Annotated in this window: 10 protein-coding genes; 6 read left to right on the forward strand and 4 right to left on the reverse strand. The window is 75.2% G+C overall.

The annotated features are described in order from the left end of the window. Nucleotides 1–22: 22 nt before the first annotated feature. Entirely contained in the window at nt 23–214 is a 192-nt protein-coding gene (locus AADZ78_RS24430; RefSeq protein ID WP_085252606.1) for a ferredoxin, read from the reverse strand. A gap of 161 nt (nt 215–375) precedes the next feature. On the opposite strand from AADZ78_RS24430, the gene AADZ78_RS24435 reads away from it, so the two are divergent. The 5 genes from AADZ78_RS24435 to AADZ78_RS24455 all read left to right on the forward strand — a co-directional run bounded on the left by AADZ78_RS24435 (nt 376) and on the right by AADZ78_RS24455 (nt 9,306). Continuing rightward, nucleotides 376–1,557 carry an acyl-CoA dehydrogenase gene (locus AADZ78_RS24435; protein WP_085252607.1) on the forward strand — a complete coding sequence of 394 codons (1,182 nt, stop codon included), beginning with the start codon at nt 376–378 and terminating at the stop codon, nt 1,555–1,557. 27 nt (nt 1,558–1,584) lie between these two features. Further along, a complete protein-coding gene (locus AADZ78_RS24440) occupies nt 1,585–2,676 on the forward strand; it encodes an acyl-CoA dehydrogenase family protein (RefSeq protein ID WP_085252608.1) in 1,092 nt (363 codons plus the stop codon). 5 nt (nt 2,677–2,681) lie between these two features. Further along, on the forward strand, nt 2,682–4,187 hold the full coding sequence (gene fadD17, locus AADZ78_RS24445) for a long-chain-fatty-acid--CoA ligase FadD17 (protein ID WP_085252609.1): 1,506 nt from the start codon (nt 2,682–2,684) through the stop codon (nt 4,185–4,187). A 156-nt stretch (nt 4,188–4,343) separates the two neighbouring features. Then, on the forward strand, nt 4,344–8,558 hold the full coding sequence (locus tag AADZ78_RS24450) for a PE family protein (protein ID WP_085252610.1): 4,215 nt from the start codon (nt 4,344–4,346) through the stop codon (nt 8,556–8,558). Nucleotides 8,559–8,592: 34 nt separating this feature from the next. Continuing rightward, nucleotides 8,593–9,306 carry a serine hydrolase gene (locus tag AADZ78_RS24455; RefSeq protein WP_085252611.1) on the forward strand — a complete coding sequence of 238 codons (714 nt, stop codon included), beginning with the start codon at nt 8,593–8,595 and terminating at the stop codon, nt 9,304–9,306. A gap of 68 nt (nt 9,307–9,374) precedes the next feature. Here the strand turns inward: AADZ78_RS24455 and AADZ78_RS24460 are convergent, their stop codons facing one another. Continuing rightward, nucleotides 9,375–9,530 carry a hypothetical protein gene (locus AADZ78_RS24460; RefSeq protein ID WP_264033178.1) on the reverse strand — a complete coding sequence of 52 codons (156 nt, stop codon included), beginning with the start codon at nt 9,528–9,530 and terminating at the stop codon, nt 9,375–9,377. 295 nt (nt 9,531–9,825) lie between these two features. Here AADZ78_RS24460 and AADZ78_RS24465 point away from each other — a divergent pair, with 295 nt between their 5' ends. After that, a complete protein-coding gene (locus tag AADZ78_RS24465) occupies nt 9,826–20,544 on the forward strand; it encodes a PE family protein (RefSeq protein ID WP_341343622.1) in 10,719 nt (3,572 codons plus the stop codon). Between the two features lie 19 nt (nt 20,545–20,563). Here AADZ78_RS24465 and AADZ78_RS24470 read toward each other — a convergent pair whose 3' ends face one another. Together AADZ78_RS24470 and AADZ78_RS24475 are read right to left on the reverse strand one after the other, a co-directional pair. Next, nucleotides 20,564–22,108: an acetolactate synthase large subunit gene (locus AADZ78_RS24470; protein WP_085252582.1), complete on the reverse strand. Its 1,545-nt coding sequence runs from the start codon at nt 22,106–22,108 to the stop codon at nt 20,564–20,566. After that, on the reverse strand, nt 22,105–22,938 hold the full coding sequence (locus AADZ78_RS24475) for an amidohydrolase family protein (RefSeq protein ID WP_085252581.1): 834 nt from the start codon (nt 22,936–22,938) through the stop codon (nt 22,105–22,107). The genes AADZ78_RS24470 and AADZ78_RS24475 overlap by 4 nt, the downstream gene beginning before the upstream one ends. Nucleotides 22,939–23,001: the final 63 nt, after the last annotated feature.

Raw genomic sequence — 23,001 nt, forward strand, 5'->3', positions numbered from 1 at the left:
CTCTAGTCTGGGCTAGTCATCGCTAGTCTTCGCGCAGCAATGCCGCGCGCGGGCATTCGGCGATCGCCTGTTCGGCCAGATCCTCCTGGTCCGCCGGAATCGGATCGGTCTTCACGACGGCATAGTCCTCGTCGTCCAGATCGAAGATATCCGGCGCAATTCCCAAGCACACCGCGTTACCCTCGCATCGGTCACGGTCCACCTTTACTCGCACGGCACCCTCCTTGACCTTTCGACCGCGGTTCAGTACCTACCCCACCATACGACGATGGGTCCGGCGAAACAGTCGCTGGACCCTCAGACTAGAACGTGTTACAACCGGGAGAACGAATGGGTAGTCGTTGGCATGAGTGACTATGACCGGAGGCGGCTGGAATGCGCATCAGTTACACCCCTGAACAGGAGGAGCTGCGTCGCGAGCTGCGGTCGTACTTCACCACGCTGATGACCCCGGAGCGTCGCGAGGCGCTGAGCTCGGTGCAGGGCGAGTACGGCGTTGGCAACGTGTACCGCGAGACGATCGCCCAGATGGGCAAGGACGGGTGGCTCACCCTGAACTGGCCCACGGAGTACGGCGGCCAGGACCGCTCCCCGATGGACTCGCTGATCTTCACCGACGAGGCGGCCATCGCCGGTGCACCGGTGCCGTTCCTGACGATCAACAGCGTGGCGCCGACCATCATGGTCTACGGCACCGATGAGCAGAAGAAGTTCTTCCTGCCCAAGATCGCGGCGGGGAACCTGCACTTCTCGATCGGCTACTCCGAGCCGGGCGCCGGCACCGACCTGGCCAACCTGCGCACCACCGCCGTGCGCGACGGCGACGACTATGTGATCAACGGCCAGAAGATGTGGACCAGCTTGATCCAGTACGCCGACTACGTCTGGTTGGCGGTGCGCACCAATACCGAGACCAAGAAACACCGTGGCATTTCGGTGCTGATCGTGCCGACCACGGCCGACGGCTTTTCCTGGACGCCGGTGCACACCATGGCCGGTCCCGACACCAGCGCCACCTACTACTCCGATGTCCGGGTGCCGGTGAGCAACCGGGTCGGTGAGGAGAATGGCGGCTGGAAGCTGGTGACGAACCAGCTCAACCATGAGCGCGTCGCACTGGTGTCGTCGGCGCCAATCTTCCTGTGCCTGCGCGAGGTTCGCGAATGGGCACAGAACACCAAGGACGACAGCGGCGCCCGGCTCATCGACTCGGAGTGGGTGCAGCTCAACCTGGCTCGGGTATATGCCAAGGCCGAGGTGCTCAAGCTGATCAACTGGGAACTGGCGTCCTCACAGGACGAAGCGCCGTCACCGGCGGATGCGTCGGCGGCCAAGGTGTTCGGGACCGAGCTGGCCACCGAGGCGTATCGGCTGCTAATGGAGGTGCTGGGCACCGCGGCGACACTGCGCCAGGATTCGCCAGGGGCATTGCTGCGCGGGCGGGTGGAGCGCATGCACCGGGCGTGCCTGATCTTGACCTTCGGGGGCGGCACCAACGAAGTCCAGCGCGACATCATCGGCATGGTCGCGCTGGGACTGCCCCGCGCCAGCCGCTGACCATCTTTGGGAAAAGGACTCAGATACATGGATTTCACGACCACCGAAGCGGCACAGGACCTTGGCGGTCTGGTCGACACCATCGTGGGTGCGGTATGCACACCGGAGCATCAGCGAGACTTGGACACGCTCGAGCACCGGTTTGACCGCGAACTGTGGCGCAAGCTGATTGACACCGACATCCTGACCAGTGCCGCGGCGCCCTCGCTGGGCGGCGAGGGTTTCGGGTTGCTCGAGCAAGTGGCGGTGCTGGTTGCGCTGGGTCACCAACTGGCCGCGGTGCCGTACCTGGAGTCGGTGGTGCTGGGTGCGGGTGCGCTGGCTCGGTTCGGGTCTGAGCAGCTGCAACAGGACTGGGGCGTGCCTGCGGTCAACGGCGAGAAGATCCTTACCGCTGCCCTGTATGGCGAAATGGGTGAGGGGCCGGTGCAGGCCGCCCAGGCCGGGGGCGGCCTCCGGCTCACCGGAACGCGCACTCAGGTGCCCTTCGGTCCGGTGGCTGACGCCTTCCTGGTGCCTGTCGAAACCGGTTTCGGCACAAGGGTTTTCCTTGTCGGCGCCGACGACCCCGGGGTTTCGGTGACGGCGCTGCAGACCACCGGGCTGGGTAGTGTCGGGCATCTGAAACTAGACGGCGTTGATGCCACCCGATCGGTCGGTGGGGGCGAAGTGGCCGCTTGGCTGGGGACACTAGCGACCCTGGGCCGCACCGCGTTTCAGCTCGGGCTGCTGGAACGAGGATTGCAGCTGACCGCAGAGTACGCGCGTACCCGTGAGCAGTTCGACCGCCCGATCGGCAGCTTCCAAGCCGTTGGGCAGCGGCTGGCCGACGGCTACATCGACGTCAAGGGGTTGCGGCTGACGCTCACCCAGGCCGCCTGGCGGGTATCCGAAGACGTTCCCGCCGACATTGACGTGGCAACCGCAGCGTTTTGGGCGGCCGAAGCCGGGCACCGGGTGGCGCACACCATCGTGCACGTGCACGGCGGTGTCGGTGTCGACACCGATCACCCGGTGCATCGTTACTTCTTGGCCGCCAAGGAGATTGAGTTCGGACTGGGCGGTGCGACCGGGCAGCTGCGGCAAATCGGTCGTGAGCTGGCAGAGGCTCCCGCCTGAGTAATGTGAGTCCGACCGATCCGACCGTCAGCCGGCTGCTGGTGCCGCTGGCCGAAATCGACGACCGGGGAGTCTATTTCGAGGATTCATTCACCAGCTGGCGCGACCACGTACAGCACGGCGCCGCGATCGCCGCGGCGCTGCGTGAGCGTCTGGACCCGGCGCGTCCGCCCCACGTCGGCGTGCTGCTGCAAAACACACCGTTCTTCTCGGCGATGCTGGTGGCCGCCGGGATGTCGGGAATCGTTCCGGTAGGCCTCAACCCGGTGCGCCGCGGCGCGGCAATGGCCCGCGACATCAAGCACGCCGACTGCCAACTCGTGCTCGCCGACACGGAATCCGCCGCGACACTAGGCGATCTCGAGCACGTCAACGTCGACTCCACCGGGTGGACCGAAGCGGTCGCCGCGCAAGTCCCGCCAAGGGATACCGAGTTACGTTTTCAATCCGCCACGCCGGCTGACCTTTTCATGCTGATCTACACCTCTGGCACCAGCGGCGATCCGAAGGCGGTGAAATGCAGCCACGGCAAGGTGGCGATCGCCGGCGTGACGATGACGCAGCGTTTCGATCTCAGCCGCGACGACGTCTGCTACGTGTCGATGCCGTTGTTCCATTCCAACGCGGTGCTGGTCGGCTGGGCGGTGGCCGCGGCATGTCAGGGCTCAATGGTGTTGCGGCGCAAGTTTTCTGCCTCGCAGTTTCTGGTCGACGTGCGCCGCTACGGCGCCACGTACGCCAACTACGTGGGCAAGCCGCTGTCATACGTGCTTGCCACACCCGAACAACCCGACGATGCGGAGAACCCGCTGCGGGCGGTGTACGGCAACGAGGGCGTGCCGGATGACATCGAGCGGTTTGCCCGCAGGTTCGGCTGCGTCGTTCAGGACGGCTTCGGATCTACCGAAGGCGGGGTGGCAATTACGCATACCCCCGATACCCCGGTGGGCTCGTTGGGTCCGCTGCCGGACGGGATCGCGATCGTCGACCCCGACACCGGCGAGCAGTGCCCGGTCGGGGTGGTCGGCGAACTGGTCAACATCGCCGGGCCGGGCCGCTTCGAGGGCTACTACAACGACGAGGCCGCCGAGGCCGAGCGGATGGCCGGCGGTGTTTACCACACCGGCGACCTTGCCTACCGCGACGAGGCCGGCTATGCGTATTTCGCCGGCCGACTCGGCGATTGGATGCGGGTGGACGGGGAGAATCTCGGCACCGCACCGATCGAGCGGGTCCTGCAGCGCTACCCCGGCGCCGCCGAAGTTGCGGTGTATCCGGTGGTCGGCGACCAGGTGATGGCCGCGGTGGTGATGGCCCCCAGGGCGGAATTTGATGCCGATAAGTTCCGTGCCTTCCTGGCCGAACAGCCAGACCTCGGGCCCAAGCAGTGGCCGTCGTACGTCCGGATCAGCGCGACGCTACCGCGCACCATGACGTTCAAAGTGCTCAAGCGGCAGTTATCGACCGAGGGCGTCGACTGCGGTGATCCCGTCTGGCCAATTCGGCGCTAATCCGCACGCGGCCTGATCCACTTATTTGACACACATATATCGCCGGAATGGCCCAATGAGCTGCCCGGACACGATACGATCCGCGCCTAGCCGATTGCATCGATGAACTGCCTGGCCGCCGTTGCCGGACCGCCTTCCATTGGAGCGAGGTGTCGGATGTCGTATGTAGTTGCTGCGCCCGAGACGGTGGCGGCGCTGGCCACCGAATTGGCCAGTATCGGCTCGACGATCACCGCGGCCAACGCCGCCGCCGCAGCACCCACAACGGCATTGCTGAGCGCTGCCGCCGACGAGGTGTCGGCCGCCGTAACCGCGTTGTTCTCCCAGCACGCGGCGGGCTATCAAGCGGTGGCGGCGCACGTGGCAGCGTTTCACAGCCACTTTGTGCAGGCTCTCAACGCGGGTTCCGCGGCGTATGCAACGGCCGAGGCGGCCAACGTGTCATCGCTGCAGGCGGCCCTCAGCGCGGCGGCGGCGCCGGCGCAGACGTTGCTGTCGCGTCCGCTTATCGGCAACGGCGCCAACGCGACCACACCGGGTGGCGACGGTGCCGACGGCGGGTGGCTGTACGGCAACGGCGGCAACGGCGCTGCGGGCGCTGCAGGCCAGCCCGGCGGCAGGGGCGGGTCGGCCGGGTTGTGGGGCAACGGCGGCGCGGGTGGTGCCGGCGGCAGCGGCGGCGCCAGCGGCGGCGCCGGCGGCAACGGCGGCCTGCTGATCGGCAGCGGCGGCGCGGGCGGCATGGGCGGTCCCGGCAGCGCCGGCGGCGGCGTCGGCGGCACCGGTGGACACGGCGGCAATGCCGCACTGTTGATCGGCAGCGGCGGCGCCGGCGGGGCCGGCGGCATTGGTGGCACAGGCGGCGGCGTTGGTGGGCATGGCGGCGACGGCGGCAACGCCGCCTTCCTTCTCGGCACGGGCGGAACAGGCGGCGCGGGCGGCATCGGCAGCCCCGGTGCGGCGGGAGGCGGCATCGCCGGTAACGGCGGCAGCGGCGGAAATGGCGGAGCCGGCGGCTTGTTCATGAACGGCGGCGACGGCGGCGCCGGCGGACAAGGCGGCGACGGCGGCGCCGGCATCGCCGCCCCCGGTATCGGCGGCCTCGGCGGCAACGGCGGCCTCGGCGGCACCGGCGGCGCTGGCGGAGCTGGAGGCGCCGGCCCCGTGCTGTTCGGCCACGGGGGTGCCGGCGGCCAGGGCGGCCAGGGCGGCACCGGCGGCACCGGCGGCACCGGTGGCAACGGCTCCACTGTCATCGCGGCCGGCACCGGGGGCGACGGCGGCATGGGCGGCGCGGCCGGGCCCGGTGGGGCCGCCGGCGCCCGTGGACTGCTCACCAGCGCCGGCCTGCCCGGCGGCGTCGGCGCCGGCGGCACCGGCGGTACGGGGGGCACCGGCGGCAATGGGGCGGCCGCCGTTGCTGCCGTCGGCGACGGCGCCAACGGCAACAACGGATTCTCGGGCGGGGCAGGCGGCAAAGGCGGCGTAGGCGGCGCGGCGGTGACCGGCGGCGTCGCCGGTAACGGCGGCACCGGCGGCACTGGCGGCCTGGGCGGGAACGGCAGCGACGGCAACGATGGGGCCGCCGGTGGCAACGCCGGTGGCAAGGGCGGCGCCGGCGGACAAGGGGGCACCGGCGGACAAGGCGGCTTGGCCGGCGCCGGCGGCGGCGGCCACAACGGCAGCACGGGAGCCGGTGGCAACGGCGGTCTCGGCGGCGATGGCGGCAACGGCACCGCCGGCGGCCCTGGCACCGACAACACTGGCGTCCCCAACGCCGCGGGCGGAAGCGGTGTAGCGGGCGGCGCGGGCGGCGACGGTGGGGCGGGCGGCGCCGCGGGCGGCCCCGGCGGAACCGGCGGCAAGGGCGGCACCGGCGGCAACGGTGGCGATGGCGGCACCGGCGGGCACGCAGGCAACAACAGCACGAACGCGCCCGTTGGCGGTAAGGGCGGCGACGGCGGCCAAGGCGGCGCGCCCGGTGCTGGCGGGGCCGCCAACGGCGGCACCGCGGGCGCCATGGGTACCGGCGGTAACGGCGGTAACGGCGGCAACGGCGGTGACGGCGGCACCGGCAAGGTCGGGTCCGACGGCGCCGTGGGCGGCAACGGTGGCCCGGGCTTCGAGGGCGGCGCCGGCGGCCAAGGCGGCGACGGCGGGGCCAACGGCGCTAACGGCGGCATCGGGGGTAGTGGCGGGGCCGGAGGAAATGGCGCCGCCGGCGGCAATGGCGGTACCGGCGGCACCGGCTTGGCTGGCACGGGCGCCGCGCCGGTTGGCGGCACCGGCGGCAGTGGCGGCGAAGGCGCTATCGGCGGCGGCGGCGGAGCCGGCGGCAATGCCGGCGGACCCGGAGGTAGTGGTGGCAAGGGCGGCACCGGGGGCCAGGGCGGCGTCGGCGGCGCCGCCGGTCAAGGCGGCAGCGGCTTCACCCCCAACGTCGGCGTCATAACCGCACCCGATGGCGGCACGGGCGGCACGGGCGGCAACGGCGGCACCGGCGGCCAGGGCGGCACGGGCGGGTCCGCCGGAGCGGGCGGCACCGCCGGTGTCGGCGGCACCGGCGGCCAGGGCGGCGGCGCCGGCCAGGGTGGCAACGGCGGCAACGGCGTCACCGGCACCAACGAGGCAGCGCCCGGCAGTGGCGGTGCCGGCGGCAATGGCGGCAATGCCGGCGCAGGCGGCCAGGGCGGCACCGGTGGAGCCGGCGCCTCTGGGACGGTCGCCGGCAACGGCGGTGTTGGCGGGAACGGCGGCAATGCGGGCGCTGGCGGCAACGGCGGGACCGGTGGTGTCGGCGGCGGGGATGGCACGGGGGCACAACCCGCCGGCTCCGGCGGCAACGGCGGCAATGCCGGCCTTGCCGGCAGTGGCGGCCAGGGCGGCACCGGCGGGGCGGGCCTGAGCGGCGGCAACGGCGGCAAGGGCGGCAACGGCGGCCTCGGCGCCAACGGCGGCACCGGAGCCGACGGCGCCAATGGCTCGCAAACCATCTCACCCAACTTCGGCGTCACGCCCAACGGTGGGAGCGGGGGCAGCGGCGGCAACGGAAGCAACGGCGGCGCGCCGGGCTCCGGCGGGGCTCCCGGCGCCGGCACCGCCGCGAGCCCGGGCGCCACCGGCATTGGCGGCAATGGCGGCAACGGTGGCACCGGCGGCAAGGGTGGGGCTGGAGCCGCCGGCGTCAACACGACGACCATCCCGACGGTGCCGCAGGCTGCAGCGGGCAGCCCAGGCATGCCGAATGGCACCACCCCGACCGGGGGTGACGGCGGCGCCGGTACCCCCGGCAGCCCCACGACTGGTCCCCCTCCGGTCAGTCAAATCCAGCAGGGAGGTGACGGCGGAGCCGGCGGCGCCGGCGTCAACGCGAATAACAACGAGTCCGCCGCGGGCGGGAAGGGTGGAGCGGGTGCGGTCGGCAGCTTCTTTGCCGGACCCGGCGGAAACGGCGGCGCCGGCGGGGCCGCGACAGAAAGTGGCACCGGCGGGACGGCCACCGGCGGCGCCGGCGGAATCGGCGGCGACGGCGGCCCTGGCGGATTCGGGGCCGGCGGCAAGGGAGGCAACGGAGGCAACGCGACCGCGAACAACACCAACGGTCAGGCCACCGGCGGCGAGGGCGGAGCCGGCGGCAACGCGACCAACAACGCAACCCTAGGTGGTAACGGCGCCGCGGGTGGGGCCGGCGGCAACGGCGGCAATGCATCGGCAACCGGCGCCGGCGGCAAGGCCGTTGGCGGCAATGGCGGCAACGGCGGCAATGGCGCCGGCGGCGCCGTGAGCGCAGGCAACGGCGGCGCGGGCGGCGCCGGAGGCCAAGCCGGCGGCGGCGGCGCCAACGGCGGCAGCGGCGGCACCGGCGGCACCGGCGGGGCCGGCGGCGCCGGCGGCAACGGCGCCGGCGGTGGAGTCGGCGGCACCGGCGGCAATGGCGGCAGCGCCAGTGGTACCAGCGCCATCAACGGCAATGGCGGCGACGGCGGCAACGGCGGGATTGGTGCCGTCGGCGGTCAGGGCGGCGACGGCGGCCCCGGCGGAGGCGGCGGAATCGGCCTAGGCGGCGGAACGTCCGGCAATGGCGGTGCCGGCGGCACCGGCGGCAATGGCGGCACCGGCGGCACCGGCGGCAATGGCGGCGCCGGCGGCACCGGTCTCCTATCCGGCGACAGCGGCGACGGCGGTTTCGGTGGCAGCAGCGGGAAGGGTGGCCAGGGCGGCGCCGGCGGGCAGGCCGGCAACGGCAATCAAGGCAGCGGCGGCGGGGGCGGCGGGACCAATGCGGGCAACGCCAACGTCGGCAGCACCGGCGGCACCGGCGGCACCGGTGCCGGCACCGGCGGCGCCGCTGGCACCGGAGGCGTCGCGTGAGTTGAGCCGCACCAGGCCGTCGTAGCCTCGGTCCGTGACCACGACTTCGCTCGACGCGAGCTTCGCCGAGTTGCGGGCCTCGATCCCGGCGACCATCGGCATCGCGATCGCACGCCCAGGCGCTGCCGAGGCATACTCGCTGGGCCCGTGGTCAACCGGCGTCGCCTGGTCAACCATAAAGGTGCCGTTGGCGATCGCGGCGTTGCGCCGAGATCGCACACACGCAGAACCCTTGGTAGTCAAGGCAATTACCGAATCCGACAACCCTGCGTCGGAAGCCTTGTGGTCGCTACTGGGAGAGCCCGCGGTCGCGGCTCGCGACGTGCAGACCGTCATCAGAGAGGCGGGCGACCCGGCCACCGTCGTCGAGGCACGACGACTTCGGGTCGGTTTCACCGCATTTGGCCAAACACAATGGACGCTGAGCCGGCAAGCGCAGTTCGCCGCAAACATTGCCGATATCCCAGGCTCGGCGATCGTGATCGACCTGATGCGCCGGCTCACCGCCGACCAGCGCTGGGGTCTAGCCACCAAAGGCATTGCCACGAAGGGCGGTTGGGGTCCCGGTGTAGCTGGCGACTACCTGGTTCGGCAGTTGGCGATCGTGCCTACGGACTCTGCACAGCTCGGCGTGGCGCTGGCGGTCCAGGCGCAAGCGTTCCAGAGCGGCGTGGCGGTATTGACCACGGCGGCGGATTGGCTTGTTGGGCGTCTGCCAGACATCTCCGATCGGATTTCGTTGCTATAGCGACGTTGTCGCCGCCTCTGGCGACGGCACCAATGGCGCAGCCTCGGGTCACCTCCTAGCCTCAAGGGTTACGCGCACCACCACGCGGTAGGACCGGACTCCCGCGCGATCTCGTGCTTGAAACTCGGCACGGCGTGAACCCGTTCGGACTCACGATCGTCACGAAATGTGCTCAACGCCTCCAAAGCGCCTGCAGCACCGCCCGATTCCACGAGCGCGCGCATCCAACCGAGCCTCCATCAGCATGCCCGGGCAAGGCAAACGTCACCTGGCTTGTGTACAGGCTGATCAGCATCGTCTCACGCGCGCACGGCCGGCTGGCCGTCGACAAAGCACAGCCCACGCCGACGGCTGGAGCGCCAGCTCCGCCGCCCCCACCGAACACGTCCTGTGCAGCAATCGCACACATGTAGTTGTCACGCAGGGATTACGTATTGGGCTTATGACGAATAGACTCCCGGCCTACCACCGCGTCAAATACGTTGACAACGCTGTCCCGAGACCGTTGGGAGCTGTGCTATGTCGTTCGTGTCGATCTCACCGGAACTTGTCGCAGCCGCCGCCGGGAATTTGGCCGGCGTTGGATCGACAATCAGCGCGGCCAACGCGGCGGCAGCGGCTCCGACAACACAAGTTCTGGCGGCGGCCGGCGATGAGATATCGGCCCAGATCGCGGCGTTGTTTGGCGGCTTTGGTCGGGAGTATCAGGCGCTCAGCGCGCAGGCGATGACCTTCCAGGAACAGTTCGTACAATCCCTGACCGCTGGTGCGGGGGCGTATGCGTCCGCCGAGGCAATCAACGTCGAGCAGGCTCTATTGGACCTGATCAATGCGCCCACCCAGACGCTACTGGGGCGCCCATTGATCGGGGACGGCGCCAACGCGACCACCCCGGGTGGCGCCGGCGGAGACGGCGGGATCCTGTGGGGCAACGGCGGCAACGGCGCCGCCGGCGCGACCGGCCAGGCCGGCGGAGCGGGTGGGTCGGCGGGGCTGTGGGGCAACGGCGGAGCAGGTGGCGCCGGCGGAGCCGGTGGGGCCACCGGTGGGGCGGGCGGAGCCGGCGGGTGGTTGTCCGGTGTCGGTGGCGCCGGTGGGGCCGGCGGCATCGGTGGGGGATCCGGCGGAGTCGGCGGTAAGGCCGGTTTGTTCCTTGGCGCCGGCGGGGCCGGCGGCGTCGGCGGTGCCGGTGCCGATGCCGGACCCGGTGGCGGAAACGGCGAAGCCGGCGGACAAGGCGGAGCCGGTGGGGCGGGCGGATGGATAACGCCCGGTGGGGCCGGCGGAAACGGCGGCTCCGGTGGTGCCGGTGGCGCCGGTAGCTCCGGGACGGCGGTCGGCGGCACCGGCGGGAATGGCGGCAGCGGCGGCACCGGCGGGGCCGGCGGTCAGGGCGCACTACTGTTCGGCGCAGGGGGACAGGGCGGCCTCGGCGGCGCCGGCGGCCTCGGCGGCGCCGGCGGTGCCGGCGCCGATGGCAGCGGCGCCGGCCTGGGCGGAATCGGTGGCACCGGCGGCGTCGGTGGCACAGGCGGCGATGCCGGCCACGGTGGAGCCGGCGGCGCGGGCGGCTTGTTTAGCGCGAGCGGTGCCGCGGGTAACGCGGGTACCGGCGGCCAGGGCGGGGTTGGCGGCACGGGCGGAGCTGGCGTCGCAGGCGCGGCCGCTATCTCAGGCACGGGTGCTGTGGGTGGTGCTGGTGCAGCCGGCGGCGCGGGCGGGGCCGGTGGCGCGGGCGGTAATTCGAGCGCTGGCGGCTTCAACGGCTCCGGTGGCGCCGGCGGCGTGGGAGGTCTGGGCGGTGCGGGTGGTGCGGGCGGCTCGGGCACCGTCGCGGGCTCCGATGGCGGCGCCGGCGGCGTCGGTGGCGCCGGCGGCAGCGCCGGCGCGGGCGGTGCGGCCGGAACCGGCGGCACCGGCGGTGCCGCAGGCAACGCGGGCACAGGTGGTAACGGCGGCGCCGGTGGCACCGGCGGGGCCGGCAGAAACGGCACCAACGCCGCCAGTGGCTCCGGCGGCGCCGGCGGCAGCGGGTCCGCCGGCGGGGCCGGCGGCGCCGGCGGCGCCGGCGGCAACAGTCTCGCCGGCGGGATCAACGGATCCGGCGGAGCCGGCGGCAGCGGTGGCGTCGGCGGGACAGGCGGCGCGGGCGCGAACAACCTCGCCGGCGTCGGCGGGGCGGGCGGCGCGGGCGGCGACGGCGGTGATGCGGGCGTCGGTGGCGCGGCGGGAACGGGCGGATCTGGCGGCACGGTGGGCAGCGCGGGCAGCGGCGGAAACGGCGGGGCTGCTGGGGCCGGCGGGGCCGGCAGCGGCGGTCTCGGTGTGGGCTTGGCCGGCTTTGCCGGTGGTCAGGGCGGCGTCGGCGGCAGCGGCGGTAGCGCCGGCGCGGGCGGCGTCAACGGCAGCGGCGGGGCCGGCGGGGCCGGCGGAGACGGCGGGGCCGGGGCCGCCGGTGCGGCGGGTGTGGGCTTCATCGGTGGCACGGGTGGTGCTGGCGGGGCTGGCGGGGGCGGCGGCGACGGCGGCAGCGCGGGCTCCGGTGTCGGCGCGGCCGGAAGCGGTGGTGCGGCAGGCGCTGGCGGCGACGGCGGGGCCGGCGGGGCCGGCGGGACGGGTGCCGCCACCTTCGACGGCGGTCAAGGAGGTGCCGGCGGGCAAGGCGGTGCTGGCGGCGTCGGCGGTGTGGACACCGGCTCAATCAGTAGCGCCAACGGCGGTGCCGGCGGTAACGGCGGCCTAGGTGGGGCCGGCGGTACCGGCGGTGCGGGAACCTTCACTACCGCAGGCGCCGGCGGCGCCGGTGGCGTTGGTGGCGACGCGGGCGATGGCGGCCTAGGCGGCGTCGCCGGCAGTGCGGGTATTGGCGGCGATGGTGGCGTCGGCGGGGCTGGCGGCAATGGCAGCGGCGGTCTCGGCGTGGGCTTGGCCGGGTTTGCCGGCGGTCAGGGCGGCATGGGTGGTGCAGGCGGCAGCGCGGGTGCCGGCGGCATCAATGGCAGCGGCGGTGCCGGCGGTCACGGCGGGAACGGCGGGACCGGCGCAGCCGGCGCGGCCGGTCTCGGCTTCACCGGTGGCGATGGCGGGGGCGGCGGGGCTGGCGGGGCCGGCGGCGACGGCGGCAACGCTGGGTCTGGGGCCGGTGCGGCCGGAAGCGGAGGTGTCGCGGGCGCTGGCGGCGACGGCGGGAGCGGTGGGGCCGGCGGCACCGGCGCCGGCGCTTTCGACGGCGGTCAAGGCGGTGCCGGCGGGCAAGGCGGTGCTGGCGGCGTCGGCGGTGTGGACACCGGCTCAATCAGTAGCGCCGACAGCGGCGCCGGCGGTAACGGTGGCCTGGGTGGGGCCGGCGGTACTGGCGGTGCGGGAACCTCGAGTACCGCAGGCAACGGCGGCGCCGGTGGCGTTGGTGGCGACGCGGGCGATGGGGGCGCGGCCAACATTGGCGGGACCGCGGGCAGTGCGGGTAGCGGCGGTAACGGTGGCGCCGGTGGGGCCGGCGGCACCGGCGCCGGCGGTATCGGTGCGGGCGCCTCCGGCTTTGCCGGCGGTAGCGGCGGCAAGGGCGGGGCCGGCGGCAGCGCGGGTGCTGGCGGTGTCAACGGCGCCGGTGGGGCCGGCGGTGCCGGCGGCGACGGCGGGGCCGGGGTGGCAGGTGCGCCGGGAGCGGGCTTCACCGGCAATCCCGGTGGCAGCGGTGGGGCCGGCGGGTCCGGCGGCGAGGGCGGCAATGCTGGGTCTGGGACCGGCGCGGCCGGCAGCGGCGGTGTAGCGGGCACCGGCGGCAGCGGTGGGGCCGGTGGAGCCGGTGGGGCCGGTGCCGCCACGTTCGACGGCGGTCAAGGCGGTGCCGGCGGCCAAGGGGGTGCTGGCGGCCAAGGCGGCCTGAGCAGCAACGGCATCAGCGCCAATGCCGGCGACGGGGGCGACGGCGGCCTGGGTGGGGCCGGCGGCACCGGCGGGGCCGGCATCGGCAACACCGCCGGCAATGGCGGCATCGGCGGCGCGGGCGGCGACGCCGGCGCAGGCGGTGCGGGCGGCTTCGGCGGTCTCGCGGGCAGTGCGGGTGTCGGCGGCGACGGTGGCGCCGGCGGGGCCGGCGGCACCGGCGCCGGCGGTATCGGTGCGGGTGCCTCCGGGTTTGCCGGCGGTAGCGGCGGCAAGGGCGGGGCCGGCGGCGGCGCGGGTGCTGGCGGTGTCAACGGCGCCGGTGGGGCCGGCGGTGCCGGCGGCGACGGCGGGGCCGGGGTGGCAGGTGCGCCGGGAGCTGGCTTCACCGGCAATCCCGGTGGCAGCGGTGGGGCCGGCGGGTCCGGCGGCGAGGGCGGCAATGCTGGGTCTGGGGCCGGCGCTGCGGTCGGCAGCGGCGGCGTCGGCGGGACCGGCGGCAACGGCGGGACCGGCGGGGCCGGCGGCACCGGCGCGGCCACCTTCAACGGCGGCGATGGCGGGGCCGGCGGCCACGGCGGCTTCGGCGGGGCCGGCGGCCTGGGCAGCAGCGGCATCAGCGCGAATGCCGGCGACGGGGGCGACGGTGGCCTGGGTGGGGCCGGCGGTATGGGCGGGGCCGGCATCGGCAACACCGCCGGCAATGGCGGCATCGGCGGCGCGGGCGGTGACGCCGGCGCAGGCGGTGCGGGCGGCTTCGGCGGTCTCGCGGGCAGTGCGGGTGTCGGCGGCAACGGTGGCGCCGGTGGGGCCGGCGGCACCGGCGCCGGCGGTATCGGTGCGGGCGCCTCCGGGTTTGCCGGCGGTAGCGGCGGCAAGGGCGGGGCCGGCGGCAGCGCGGGTGCTGGCGGTGTCAACGGCGCCGGTGGGGCCGGCGGTGTCGGCGGCAACGGCGGAGCCGGGGTGGCCGGCGCGCCGGGCGCTGGCTTCACCGGCAATCCCGGTGGCAGCGGTGGGGCCGGCGGGTCCGGCGGCGAGGGCGGCAACGCGGGCTTAGGGGCCGGCGCGGCCGGCAGCGGCGGCGTCGGCGGGACCGGCGGCAACGGCGGGGCCGGCGGCCACGGCGGGGCCGGCGCGGCCACCTTCAACGGCGGCGATGGCGGGGCCGGCGGCCACGGCGGCTTCGGCGGGGCCGGCGGCCTGGGCAGCAACGGAATCTTCGCCGACGGCGGCGACGGCGGCGACGGCGGCCTGGGTGGGGCCGGCGGTACCGGCGGGGCCGGCATCGGCAACACCGCCGGCAACGGCGGCATCGGCGGCGCGGGCGGCGATGCCGGTGTGGGCGGCTTCGGCGGGGTGATCGGCAACGCCGGTGACGGCGGCGACGGCGGTGTCGGTGGGGCCGGCGGCACCGGCGCCGGCGGTATCGGTGCGGGTGCCTCCGGATTTGCCGGCGGTAGCGGCGGCAAGGGCGGGGCCGGCGGCAGCGCGGGTGCTGGCGGTGTCAACGGCGCCGGTGGGGCCGGCGGTGTCGGCGGCAACGGCGGAGCCGGGGTGGCCGGCGCGACCGGTCAGATCGGCGGGGCCGGCGGGATCGGCGGCACCGGCGGCGACGGCGGCAACGCGGGCACCGGCACGGGCGCCGCGGCCAGCGGCGGGATCGCCGGTGACGGTGGTAACGGCGGGGCCGGCGGGGCCGGCGGCACCGGCGCGGCCAACAGCAGCGGCGGCACCGGCGGGGACGGCGGCACCGGCGGCACCGGCGGCGCGGGCGGCCTCAACACCGATCTCCTCAGTAGCGCCGCCAACGGCAACGGCGGCAACGGCGGGGCGGGCGGGACCGGCGGCACCGGCGGGGTGGGCACCATCGGCATCGCGGGCTCCGGCGGCACCGGCGGGGCCGGCGGCAACGCCGGCGCCGGCGGCACCAACGGCTTCGCGGTCACCGGCAACGCCGGCATCGGCGGCGACGGTGGGGCCGGTGGCACCGGCGGCAACGGTAGCGCCAACGCTGGCGCGGGCAGTTTCGGATTCACCGGCGGTAGCGGCGGCAAGGGCGGGGCCGGCGGCAGCGCGGGTGCTGGCGGTGTCAACGGCGCCGGCGGGGCCGGCGGTGTCGGCGGGGACGGCGGAGCCGGCAAGGCCGGTGCGACCGGTCAGATCGGTGGGGCCGGCGGGATCGGCGGCACCGGCGGCGACGGCGGCAACGCGGGCACCGGCGCGGGCGCCGCGGCCAGCGGCGGGATCGCCGGCGACGGCGGTAACGGCGGGGCCGGCGGGGCCGGCGGCACCGGCGCGGCCAACAGCAGCGGCGGCACCGGCGGGGACGGCGGCACCGGCGGCACCGGCGGCGCGGGCGGCCTCAACACCGATCTCCTCAGTAGCGCCGCCAACGGCAACGGCGGCAACGGCGGCCTCGGCGGGGCCGGCGGCACCGGCGGCGTCGGCACCACCGGCATCGCGGGCACCGGCGGCACCGGCGGGACCGGCGGCAACGCCGGCGCCGGCGGCACCAACGGCTTCGCGGTCACCGGCAACGCCGGCATCGGCGGGACCGGTGGGGCCGGCGGAGCCGGCGGCACCGGCGCCGACGCCACCGTCGCGGGCCAGGCAGGCCTTGCCGGCGGGCAAGGTGGCAAGGGCGGTGCCGGCGGCGCCGCCGGCGACGGCGGCATCAACGGCGCCGGTGGGGCCGGCGGTGTCGGCGGCAACGGCGGAGCCGGGGTGGCCGGCGCGACCGGTCAGATCGGCGGGGCCGGCGGGATCGGCGGCACCGGCGGCGACGGCGGCAACGCAGGCACCGGCGCGGGCGCCGCGGCCAGCGGCGGGATCGCCGGCGACGGCGGTAACGGCGGGGCCGGCGGGGCCGGCGGCACCGGCGCGGCCAACAGCAGCGGCGGCACCGGCGGGGACGGCGGCACCGGCGGCACCGGCGGCGCGGGCGGCCTCAACACCGACACCCTCAGCAGCGCCGCCAACGGCAACGGCGGCAACGGCGGTGCCGGCGGGGCCGGCGGCACCGGCGGGGTGGGCACCACCGGCGCTGCGGGCACCGGCGGCACCGGCGGGGCCGGCGGCAACGCCGGCTCCGGCGGCACCAACGGAGTCGCGGCCACCGGCAACGCCGGCATCGGCGGCGACGGCGGGGCCGGCGGCACCGGCGGCACCGGCGCCGACGCCACCATCGCGGGCCAGGCCGGCTTTGCCGGCGGGCAAGGCGGTAAGGGCGGTGCCGGCGGCAGCGCCGGCGACGGCGGCACCAACGGCAACGGTGGGGTCGGCGGTGTCGGCGGCGACGGCGGAGCCGGCAAGGCCGGCGCGACCGGTCAGATCGGCGGGGCCGGCGGCGACGGCGGCACCGGCGGCGACGGCGGCAACGCGGGCACCGGCACGGGCACCGCGGCCAGCGGCGGGATCGCCGGCGACGGCGGCAATGGCGGCACCGGCGGCAACGGTGGGGCCGGCGCGGCCAACAGCAGCGGCGGCACCGGCGGGGACGGCGGCAACGGCGGCACCGGCGGCGCGGGCGGCCTCAACACCGATCTCCTCAGTAGCGCCGCCAACGGCAACGGCGGCAACGGCGGTGCCGGCGGGACCGGCGGCACCGGCGGGGTGGGCACCATCGGCATCGCGGGCTCCGGCGGCACCGGCGGGGCCGGCGGCAACGCCGGCGCCGGCGGCACCAACGGCTTCGCGGTCACCGGCAACGCCGGCATCGGCGGCGACGGTGGGGCCGGTGGCACCGGCGGCAACGGTAGCGCCAACGCTGGCGCGGGCAGTTTCGGATTCACCGGCGGTAGCGGCGGCAAGGGCGGGGCCGGCGGCAGCGCGGGTGCTGGCGGTGTCAACGGCGCCGGCGGGGCCGGCGGTGTCGGCGGGGACGGCGGAGCCGGGGTGGCCGGTGCGACCGGTCAGATCGGTGGGGCCGGCGGGATCGGCGGCACCGGCGGCGACGGCGGCAACGCGGGCACCGGCGCGGGCGCCGCGGCCAGCGGCGGGATCGCCGGCGACGGCGGTAACGGCGGGGCCGGCGGCAACGGTGGGGCCGGCGCGGCCAACAGCAGCGGCGGCACCGGCGGGGACGGCGGCACCGGCGGCACCGGCGGCGCGGGCGGCCTCAACACCGATCTCCTCGGTAGCGCCGCCAACGGCAACGGCGGCAACGGCGGGACCGGCGGGACCGGCGGCACCGGCGGGGTGGGCACCACCGGCGCCGCGGGCTCCGGCGGCACCGGCGGGGCCGGCGGCAACGCGGGCGCCGGCGGCACCAACGGCTTCGCGGTCACCGGCAACGCCGGCATCGGCGGGACCGGTGGGGCCGGCGGAGCCGGCGGCACCGGCGCCGACGCCACCGTCGCGGGCCAGGCAGGCCTTGCCGGCGGGCAAGGCGGTAAGGGCGGGGCCGGCGGCAGCGCCGGCGGCGGCGGCATCAACGGCGCCGGCGGGGCCGGCGGCACCGGAGGTGACGGTGGGGCCGGCAAGGCCGGCGCGACCGGTCAGATCGGCGGGACCGGCGGCGACGGCGGCACCGGCGGCGACGGCGGCAACGCGGGTACAGGTAGCGGCGTGGCCGCCAACGGCGGCATCGCCGGCGACGGCGGCAACGGCGGAGCCGGCGGCGCCGGCGGCACCGGCGCGGCCAACAGCAGCGGAGGCACGGGCGGGGCCGGCGGCAACGCCGGCAACGGCGGCGTGGGTGGCCTCAACTCCGACACCGTCAGCGGCGCGGCCAACGGCAACGGCGGCAACGGCGGCCTGGGCGGGACCGGCGGCACCGGCGGCGTGGGCACCACCGGTCCCGCCGGCTCCGGCGGTACCGGCGGGGCCGGCGGCAATGCGGGCGCCGGCGGCACCAGCGTCTTCGCAGCCACCGGCAACGCCGGCATCAGCGGCGACGGCGGGGCCGGCGGCACCGGCGGCACCGGCGCCGACGCCACCGTCGCGGGCCAGGCCGGCAACGCCGGCGGGCAAGGCGGCAAGGGCGGAGTTGGCGGCAGCGCCGGCCTCGGCGGCATCAACGGCAACGGAGGGGCCGGCGGCACCGGAGGTGACGGTGGGGCCGGCAAGGCCGGCGCGACCGGTCAGATCGGCGGGGTCGGCGGAGCCGGCGGCACCGGCGGCGACGGCGGCGACGCGGGCCTTGGTTTCGGCGGCGCTGCCGGCAGCGGCGGCGTGGGCGGTACCGGCGGCAACGGCGGGGCCGGCGGCGACGGCGGCAACGGCGCGGCAGACCTCGCCGGCGGCGCAGGCGGGGCCGGCGGCACCGGCGGCGACGGCGGCGTCGGCGGCCTGGGCACCAACGCAATCGGCACCAACAGCGGCGACGGCGGCAACGGCGGCCTGGGCGGCGATGGCGGCACCGGCGGTGTCGGCACCACCGGCATCGCGGGCACCGGCGGCACCGGCGGGGCCGGCGGCGACGCGGGTGAGGGCGGCATTGCCAACCCGTTCGGAATCGGTGGCACGGCGGGTAACGCGGGTGTGGGCGGCGACGGCGGGGCCGGCGGGACCGGCGGGACTGGTAGCGCCAGCGCTGGCGCGGGCAGTTTCGGATTCACCGGCGGAAGCGGCGGTACTGGCGGGGCCGGCGGCAACGCCGGCGACGGCGGCACCAACGGCAACGGCGGGGCCGGCGGGGCCGGCGGCGACGGCGGAGCCGGCAACGCCGGAGCGACCGGTCAGATGGGCGGGGCCGGCGGGATCGGCGGCACCGGCGGCGACGGCGGCAACGCGGGCACCGGCACGGGCGCCGCCGCCAGCGGCGGGATCGCCGGTGACGGCGGTAATGGCGGAGCCGGCGGAGATGGCGGGGCCGGCGCGGCCAACAGCAGTGGCGGCACCGGCGGGGACGGCGGCACCGGCGGCACCGGTGGCGCGGGCGGCCTAAACAGCGACCTGTCCAGCGCCGCCGCCAACGGCAACGGCGGCAACGGCGGCCTCGGCGGGGCCGGCGGCACCGGCGGCGTGGGCACCACCGGTCCCGCAGGCACCGGCGGCACCGGCGGGACCGGCGGCAACGCCGGCGCCGGCGGCACCAACGGCTTCGCGGTCACCGGCAACGCCGGCATCGGCGGCGACGGCGGAGCCGGCGGCACCGGCGGCACCGGCGCCGACGCCACCGTCGCGGGCCAGGACGGCATCGCCGGCGGCCAAGGCGGCAAGGGCGGAGCCGGCGGCAACGCCGGCGACGGCGGCACCAACGGCAACGGCGGGGCCGGCGGTACCGGCGGCAACGGCGGAGCCGGCAAGGCCGGCGCGACCGGTCCGATCGGCGGCACCGGCGGGGCCGGCGGCACCGGCGGGGCCGGCGGCGCCGGCGGCGACGGCGGCAACGCGGGCACCGGCACGGGCGCCGCCGCCAGCGGCGGCATCGCCGGCGACGGCGGCAACGGCGGCGACGGCGGCGACGGCGGCAACGGCGGTGACGGCGGGACCAACAACAACGGCGGCACCGGCGGCAACGGCGGCAAGGGCGGTGACGGCGGCATCGGCGGCCTCAACACCGACACCGGCAGCAGCGCCGCCAGCGGCAACGGCGGCAACGGCGGCCTCGGCGGGACCGGCGGCACCGGCGGCCTAGGCACCACCGTCGTCGCAGGCACCGGCGGCACCGGCGGGGACGGCGGCGACGCGGGTGAGGGCGGCGCGGCCAACATCGGCGGGACCGCCGGCCATGCCGGCATCGGCGGCGACGGCGGGGACGGTGGGACGGGCGGCACCGGCGACGTTGGCATCGGTTTCGGCGACCCGGGCGTTGACGGTGGCCTGGGCGGTACCGGCGGAGCCGGCGGCAACGCCGGCGCCGGCGGCACCAACGGCAACGGCGGCGACGGCGGCGACGGCGGGACCGGCGGCCCAGGCCAACACGGCGACGACTTCGCCGGCGGGAACGGCGGGACCGGCGGGACCGGCGGGACCGGCGGCGACGGCGGTAACGCGGGCACCGGCGTGGGCGCGGCCGGCGTCGGCGGCGCTGCGGGCGACGGCGGCAACGGCGGAGACGGCGGTATCGGCGGCGACAACCCCAATCTCAACGGGGATGGTGGCCAAGGCGGCCAAGGCGGCCAGGGCGGCCAGGGCGGCCAGGGCGGCCAGCCCACGGTGGGCGGTACCGGCGGAGCCGGCGGCAACGGCGGCGTTGCCGGTAACGGAGGCAAGGGCGGCAACGCCTTAGACGGCGGCAACGGCGGCGACGGCGGCGACGGCGGCAATGGCGGCAATGGCGGCGACGGCATTGGCGCGCCCGGCGGCCTAGGCGGCCCCGGCGGCACCGGCGGCAAGGGCGGCACCGGTAACGTCAACGGCACCGACGGCACCGACGGCACCGACGGCACCGACGGCACCATCATCTAGCGCGACGCGCCGCCGATCCCTACCCCAGCAGCGACGGCACCACCGCGTCGATCAGGTGCGGTCCGGGCTCGGCGAAGGCGGCGCGCAACGCGTCGGCGAATTCCTCGCAAGTTGTGGCGCGCCGCGCCGACACCCCCATCCCTTCGGCGATCTTGACGAAATCCATTGCAGGCCTAGAGATATCAAGCAGGTCCAGAGCCTTGGGCCCCGGAGCCGACCCGGCGCCGACGCGTTGCAGCTCGATCCGCAGAATGTCGTAGGCGCCGTTGTTATAGATCACGGTGGTGACGTCGAGGTTCTCCCGCGCCTGCGTCCACAACCCCGAAATCGTGTACATTGCCGACCCGTCGGATTCCAGGCACAACACCGGACGCTCAGGGGCCGCGACCGCGGCACCCACCGCGGCCGGGATGCCGTAACCGATCGCTCCCCCGGTCAATGTCAGCCAATCGTGTGCCGGCGCCCCGGCGGTCGCCTGCTCCAGCATCAACCCAGAGGTGTTGGATTCGTCGACCACGATCGCCCCTTCGGGCAGCAGCGCCCCGATCACGTCGGCGGCTGCCAGGGAGGTCAAGGCCCCCGTCGGCAGCTGCGGGCGCGCCGCGGCCGCCACCGGCGCAACCGTCCCCGGCGCGACCTCGTCGGCCAAAGCCGCCAACGCCTCAGCGGCACCGCAGGGTCCGGCGAGCACGTGCACGTCACAACCCGCCGGGACCAGGTCACTGGCCGTGCCCGGGTAGGCGAAAAACGACACCGGAGACTTCGCGCCGGCCAGCACCAGATGTTTGGCTCCATCGAGTTGGGCTGCCGCGGCCTCGGCGAAATAGCCCAGGCGCTCGACGGCTGGCACGCCGGCGCCGCGCTCCAACCGCGTCGGGAACGTCTCGCACAACAATCGGGCCCCGGTCGCCTCGGCGATCCGAGCGGCCGCGGCCAGCCCCCGCCCGCGGGTGGCGTCGCCCCCTGTCAGGATCGTTGCCGGTTCTCCCGAGCGCAGCACCTTGGCTACCGAGCCGATGTTGACACCCTCGGGGGCCGACGGCGCCGGCACAGCGGCGGGCTGGGCGCCGTCGGACCAGGACACGTCCGCCGGCAGGATCAGCGTTGCGACCTGCGAGCCGCACCGGCTCGCAGCGATCGCATCGCCGGCGTCCACCCCGACATCGGCGGCTGAACCCGTCCGGCGCACCCATCCTGAAACTGTGCCGGCGAGCGCATCGATGTCGGATTCCAGTGGGGCGTCGTACTTCTTGTGATAGGTGGCGTGATCGCCAACCACCACGACCATCGGAACACCGGCACGACGCGCGTTGTGCAGGTTGGCCAGGCCGTTGCCCAATCCCGGACCCAGGTGCAGCAGTACCGCCGCCGGCCGATCGGCAATCCGCGCGTAACCGTCGGCCGCGCCGGTGGCCACACCTTCGAAAAGTGTTAACACACCGCGCATTTGGGCGACGGTGTCCAGTGCCGCGACGAAGTGCATCTCGGAGGTCCCGGGGTTTGCGAAGCAAACGTCCACTCCCCCGTCGACCAACGTGTTGATCAGAGCCTGGGCACCGTTCATCTGTGAACCTCTCGTTGGGCGAGCCTGAAGACCCGCTCGGCATTGGCATGCAGGAAGTCATGACGAGCGTCGTCGGACAGCCCTAGATCGTCAAGCCCCGCAAGAGCGTGCGCGTGGCCGATCATCGGGTAGTTGGTGCCGAACAAGACTTTGCGTTGTCCCGTACCGGTTTTCATGAACCGAATCAGCTCATCCGGCAGTCGCTTGATCGTATAGGCCGAGGTGTCGATGTAGACGTTCTCGTGTTTGCGGGCCACCGCGACCATCTCCTCGGTCCACGGATAGCCGACGTGCCCGCACACGATCACCAGCTCCGGAAAGTCGAGGGCCACCTGGTCGATGTAGGGAATCGGGCGTCCGGTCTCCGACGGCCGCAGCGGCCCGGTGTGACCGACCTGCGTGCAAAACGGCACCCCCGAGTCCACGCATTCGGCGAACAGCGGATAGTAGCGGCGGTCGGTGGGAGGCGCGTTCCACAGCCAAGGCACCACGCGCAGGCCGACGAAACCCTCATTGAGCCGGCGCCGCAGCTCCCGGACCGCCACCATCGGTCGATCCAGATCCACCGTCGCCAAACCGGCAAACCGGTTGGGCTGCACCATAATCCATTCGGCGACCTCGTCGTTGGAGATCAAATCCTGGCCATTCGGACCGCGCCACGCGCAAAGCAGACCGAGGTCGACGCCCGCGACATCCATCGCCGCGATGGTCACCTCGATCGCGATATCGGCATCCGGGATCGACCCGCCGGTCCAGCGTCGCAGCGAGGCCAACATCTCGCTACGCAGAAACCGCTGCGTCGGATGCTGCATCCATACGTCGATCGTCATCGCGATTCAGACTGTAGACGCGAAACCCAAGACGTTAAGCGGGCGAGCGCGATAAATTCTGCA

The sequence above is a fragment of the Mycobacterium riyadhense genome (assembly GCF_963853645.1).
Taxonomy (GTDB): domain Bacteria; phylum Actinomycetota; class Actinomycetes; order Mycobacteriales; family Mycobacteriaceae; genus Mycobacterium; species Mycobacterium riyadhense.

Bases quoted from the DNA above. Each gene is read 5' to 3' on its own strand.
- AADZ78_RS24435 (WP_085252607.1), top strand. From the start codon at position 376: ATGCGCATCAGTTACACCCCTGAACAGGAGGAGCTGCGTCGCGAGCTG.
- AADZ78_RS24440 (WP_085252608.1), top strand. From the start codon at position 1,585: ATGGATTTCACGACCACCGAAGCGGCACAGGACCTTGGCGGTCTGGTC.
- AADZ78_RS24450 (WP_085252610.1), top strand. From the start codon at position 4,344: ATGTCGTATGTAGTTGCTGCGCCCGAGACGGTGGCGGCGCTGGCCACC.
- AADZ78_RS24460 (WP_264033178.1), bottom strand. From the start codon at position 9,530: ATGCGCGCGCTCGTGGAATCGGGCGGTGCTGCAGGCGCTTTGGAGGCG.
- AADZ78_RS24465 (WP_341343622.1), top strand. From the start codon at position 9,826: ATGTCGTTCGTGTCGATCTCACCGGAACTTGTCGCAGCCGCCGCCGGG.
- AADZ78_RS24470 (WP_085252582.1), bottom strand. From the start codon at position 22,108: ATGAACGGTGCCCAGGCTCTGATCAACACGTTGGTCGACGGGGGAGTG.
- AADZ78_RS24475 (WP_085252581.1), bottom strand. From the start codon at position 22,938: ATGACGATCGACGTATGGATGCAGCATCCGACGCAGCGGTTTCTGCGT.